We start from the raw sequence: 4,251 nt of genomic DNA, 5'->3' as shown, positions 1-4,251 counted from the left end.
GGGTGCCGGGGACGGCCGCCACGTAGGTCGGGTTGTAGTAGTTGATGCCGAGCGAGTCGATCGGCTCGGCGATCGCGGCCAGGTCGGCGCCGCGGATGTGGTCCAGTCCCCCGTTGCGGGCCGCCACCGCCAGCACCGGCTCGGCGTACTCGCCGCGCAGCACCGGGTCGAGGAACTGCCGGTTGAGCATCGCGTCGACCAGGCCGGCGGCGGCCGCGTCCGGCTCCGAGGTGCCGCCCGCGACGATCGGGGCGAGGTTCAGGGTGAGCGAGATCCGGCCGGCCCCGCCGTCGCGCAGCCGCCGGGCGGACAGGCCGTGCGCCAGGAGCAGGTGGTGCGCGGCGCGGAAGGCGTCGGCGGCACTGGTCCGGCCGGGGGCGTGCACGCCCGCCGCGTAGCCGAGGTACGCGGCCACCCACGGCTCGTTGATGGTCGTCCAGGTGTCGACGCGGTCGGCGAGGCGGGCGTGCACGAGGCCGGCGTAGTCGGCGAAGCGCAGGGCGGTGTCGCGGGACGTCCAGCCGCCGAGGTCCTCCAGCGTCTGCGGCAGGTCCCAGTGGTAGAGGGTGGCGTACGGGGTGATCCCGGCCTGGAGCAGCTCGTCGACCAGCCGGTCGTAGAAGCCGATGCCGCGCGGGTTGACCGGGCCGGAGCCGTCGGGCTGCACCCGCGGCCAGGCCACCGAGAACCGGTAGACGCCGAGCCCCAGGCCGGCCATCAGGCGGATGTCGTCGCGGAACCGGTGGTAGTGGTCGCACGCCACGTCGCCGCTGTGCCCGCCCGCGACCTTGCCCGGGACGCGGCAGAAGGTGTCCCAGATCGAGGGGCCGCGCCCGTCGTCCCGCGCCGCGCCTTCGATCTGGTAGGCGGCGGTGGCGGCCCCCCAGACGAAGCCGGGCGGGAAGGTGAGGGGACGGTCGTCGGTCTGGAGCGTGGTGGCCGTCATCGCTTCGGTGCGTCTCTCCGCTGGGCTCGTCATGCCTTGAGGGCGCCGTCCATGATCCCGCTGATGATCTGCCGTCCGAACAGCACGAAGACGGCCAGCAGCGGCAGCGTCGCCACCGCGGTGCCGGTGAACATCAGCGAGTAGTCGGTGTAGTAGGCGCCGTTCAGCAGGTTGAGGGAGTACTGGACGGTCGGGTTGTCGGGGTTGAGGACGGCCAGCGGCCAGATGAACTCGTTCCACGTCTGCATGAAGGTGAACAGCCCGAGCACCGCCATGGCGGGACGCAGGACGGGCAGGACGATGCTCCAGTAGATGCGGAACGTCGAGCAGCCGTCGATGCGGGCGCTCTCGATGAGCTCGTCCGGGACGGCCTGCATCGTGTACTGCCGCATCATGAACACGCCGAACCCGGTGACCAGGAACGGCACGATGACGGCCTGGAGCTTGCCCGTCCAGCCGATCTCGGCCATCAGCATGTAGAGCGGGATGATGCCCATCTGCACCGGCACCATCATGGTCGCCAGCATGACCAGCAGGATCGCGCCGCGGCCGCGGAAGCGCAGCTTGGCGAAGGCGAACCCGGCCAGCGAGGCGAACAGCAGCGTGGAGACGGTGACCGTCGTGGCGGCGATGGCGGAGTTGACCAGCCCGAGCGTGAAGCGCGCCTGCTCGTTGCCGAACAGCCGGGACAGGTTGCGGCCCAGTTCGCCGCCCGGGACGAGCGGCGGCGGCGTCGACCCGACGACGTCGTTAGTGCGGGTCGCGACGACGAGCATCCAGTAGATGGGGAACACCGACAGCACGATCGTCGCGCAGAGCGTGATCCGGGTGAGCGGGCCGGCGTTCCAGAGTCCCGCGAAGGCGCCGCCGCGCCTGCCCCGGGGCCTCCCGGGCGTCTTCTGGATCATCATCTGGCTCCTCCTCCCACCTTGCGCAGCCACACGAAGTTGAGGAGGGATCCGAGCAGGATGAGCATGAAGAGCATCCAGGAGACGGCGGACGCGTAGCCGTAGTCGAACCGCCGGAACGCGTTCTCGAACATGTACATGGTGACCGTCTGGAACTGCCGCAGCGATCCCCCGGCCATGTCGCCGTTGCCGAACAGCAGCGGCTCGGTGAACAGCTGGAGCCCGCCGATCGTGGAGACGATCGCGGTGAAGACGATGGTCGGCCGCAGCATCGGCAGCGTGATCGACCGGAACTGGCGGAAGCGGGAGGCCCCGTCGATCGCCGCGGCCTCGTACAGGTCGCGCGGGATCGACTGCATCGCGGCCAGGTAGATGAGCGCGTTGTAGCCGGTCCACCGCCAATCGACCATCACCGAGACCGCCAGCCAGGACGTCCAGCGCCGCGCGGCCCAGTCGAGGTGGTCCACGCCGAACCAGCCGAGCACCCAGTTGACCATGCCGAAGTCCCGGCTGAACAGCTGGCCGAAGACGATGGCCACCGCGGCGATCGAGGTGACCATCGGGACGAGCACGCCCATCCGCACCAGGGTCCGCGCGCGCATCCGCTGGTTGAGCGCGTTCGCCAGCACCAGCGCGAGCAGCAGCTGCGGGACGGTGGCGATGACGAACATGCCGAGGGTGTTGCGGACCGCGTTCCAGAACTGCGGGTCGGTCAGGACGAGCCGGAAGTTCTCCAGGCCGACGAACTCGTGGGCGCCGAGGAGCTCCCAGTCGTGCAGGGCCACCCAGACCGTGTAGCCCATCGGGAAGAGCCCGAAGAGGAAGAACAGCAGGAAGTACGGGGAGATGAACAGGTAGGGCGAGAACTTCATGTCCCACCGGGCGAGCACGGTGCGCACCCCCCGGCGCGCGGGCGGGGACCCCGGCGACGGGACCGGGCTCCCAGCGCCCGCACGAGAGCCGATGGAGACCGTCATCGAGCCTCGCGTTCGGCGTCGTCGAGGGCCTTCTTCCACGCCGCGTCGGGCGAGAGCCTGCCCTGCTCCAGCGCGAGCAGCGCGTCCTCGAAGCGCTGCTGGACCGGGTTGTTGTCGGCGCCCAGGTACAGCGGCTTGATCGCCTTCGCGCCGCGGGCGTAGATCTGCCCGACGGGGGCGTCGCTGAAGTACTCGTTCTTGAACGAGGCCACCGCGGGGTCGTCCAGCGCCTGCGGGGACGAGGGCAGGTTGTTGCGCGCCTTGAACGCGGCGACCTGGCTCTTCACGCTGGTCAGGTACTTGGCCAGCTCGGCGGCCTGCGCGGCGTGCTTGCTCTGCTTGGGCACCGCGAGGAACGAGCCGCCGCGGCTGCCGGAGCCGCCCGGGATGGCCGCGACGTCCCACTTGCCGGACGCCTGCGCGCCGGCGTTCTCCTTGATGACGCCCAGCATCCAGGACGGGCACGCGATCGTCGCGAACTTGGCCTGCTTGAAGCCGGAGCCCCAGCTGGGCTCGAACGACTTCAGCCCGGCCGACAGCCCGGCCTGCTGGATCTTCAGGGTGGTGTCCCACGCGCTCTTGACCGCGGGGTTCGCACCGGCCACGAGCTTGCCGGAGGTGTCGAAGAACGTGTAGCCGGCGCTCTGGCTCGCGGTCTGGGCGAGGATCGTGTTGTACAGGTTCACCGAACCGTCGACGAACTTGGAGCCCTTCGCCTTGGCGGCGTACTTCTGGCCGGTGGCGATGTAGGCGTCCCAGGTCGGCCAGAGCTTGCCGACCTCGTCGCGGTCGGTCGGCAGACCCGCCTTCTTGAACAGGTCGGCGCGGTAGCACATGGCCAGCCCGCCGATGTCGGTGCCGAGGCCGACCAGGTACTTGCCGTCGGAGCTGAGCGCCTGCTTCCACTTCCAGTCGAGGAAGCCGCCCTTGAGCGAGCCCGCCCCGTGGTCGAGCAGGTTCTCGAACTTGTCCGGGCTCGCCATGAACTTGGTGAGGATGCCCTCCTCGATCGCGACGACGTCGCCGGCACCGCTGCCCGCGGCGATCCACTGCTCCAGGCGGGGCAGGTACTCGTCGAGCTGCACGACGTTCCGGTGCTTGATCTTGATGCCGGGGTGGGCGGCCTCGTACTGCTTGAACAGCTCCTCGTACCCGAAGGTGCTGAAGGTGTCGACGGTCAGCGTGACCGTCCCGTCCGAGCCGGAGCCGCCGTCTCCGCCGCAGGCGGAGAGGCCGAGCGCCAGGACGGCGGCGGAGATGAGGCCGGACGCGAGACGGGGGTGGGATCTGCGCATGGCTGTCCTCGGGGGTGGTTTGCGGATGACCCGGGTCGTTCGAGAGAGCGCTCTCGCAGAGAATGGCTTCAGCGTGCATCTCTGTCAAGAGAGCGCTCTCTGGGTCTTGACGGGCGGGCCGGGAC

The 4,251-nt window shown here is 69.8% G+C and carries 4 protein-coding genes; all 4 read right to left on the bottom strand.

The features are described 5' to 3' along the window. On the bottom strand, window positions 1-979 hold a 979-nt coding region (locus E1293_RS45015), incomplete at its 3' end, for a glycoside hydrolase family 1 protein (RefSeq protein WP_243717512.1). Beyond that, window positions 976-1,857, bottom strand: a complete 882-nt coding sequence (locus tag E1293_RS45010) for a carbohydrate ABC transporter permease (RefSeq protein WP_207939503.1) — start codon at window positions 1,855-1,857, stop codon at window positions 976-978. The genes E1293_RS45015 and E1293_RS45010, both read right to left, overlap by 4 nt. Next, the gene (locus E1293_RS45005; protein ID WP_341770257.1) at window positions 1,854-2,744 is read right to left on the bottom strand and encodes a carbohydrate ABC transporter permease; all 891 of its coding nucleotides are present in this window, start codon (window positions 2,742-2,744) and stop codon (window positions 1,854-1,856) included. The genes E1293_RS45010 and E1293_RS45005 overlap by 4 nt, the downstream gene beginning before the upstream one ends. Before the next feature lie 83 nt (window positions 2,745-2,827). Further along, window positions 2,828-4,126, bottom strand: coding sequence for an ABC transporter substrate-binding protein (locus E1293_RS45000; protein ID WP_132205971.1), 1,299 nt, complete (start codon window positions 4,124-4,126; stop codon window positions 2,828-2,830). Window positions 4,127-4,251 lie beyond the last annotated feature (125 nt).

Source organism: Actinomadura darangshiensis, from assembly GCF_004349235.1.
GTDB classification, from domain to species: Bacteria; Actinomycetota; Actinomycetes; order Streptosporangiales; family Streptosporangiaceae; genus Spirillospora; species Spirillospora darangshiensis.
Note: the sequence above shows the minus strand (reverse complement) of the source record. Positions and strands in the feature narration are given on the sequence as shown.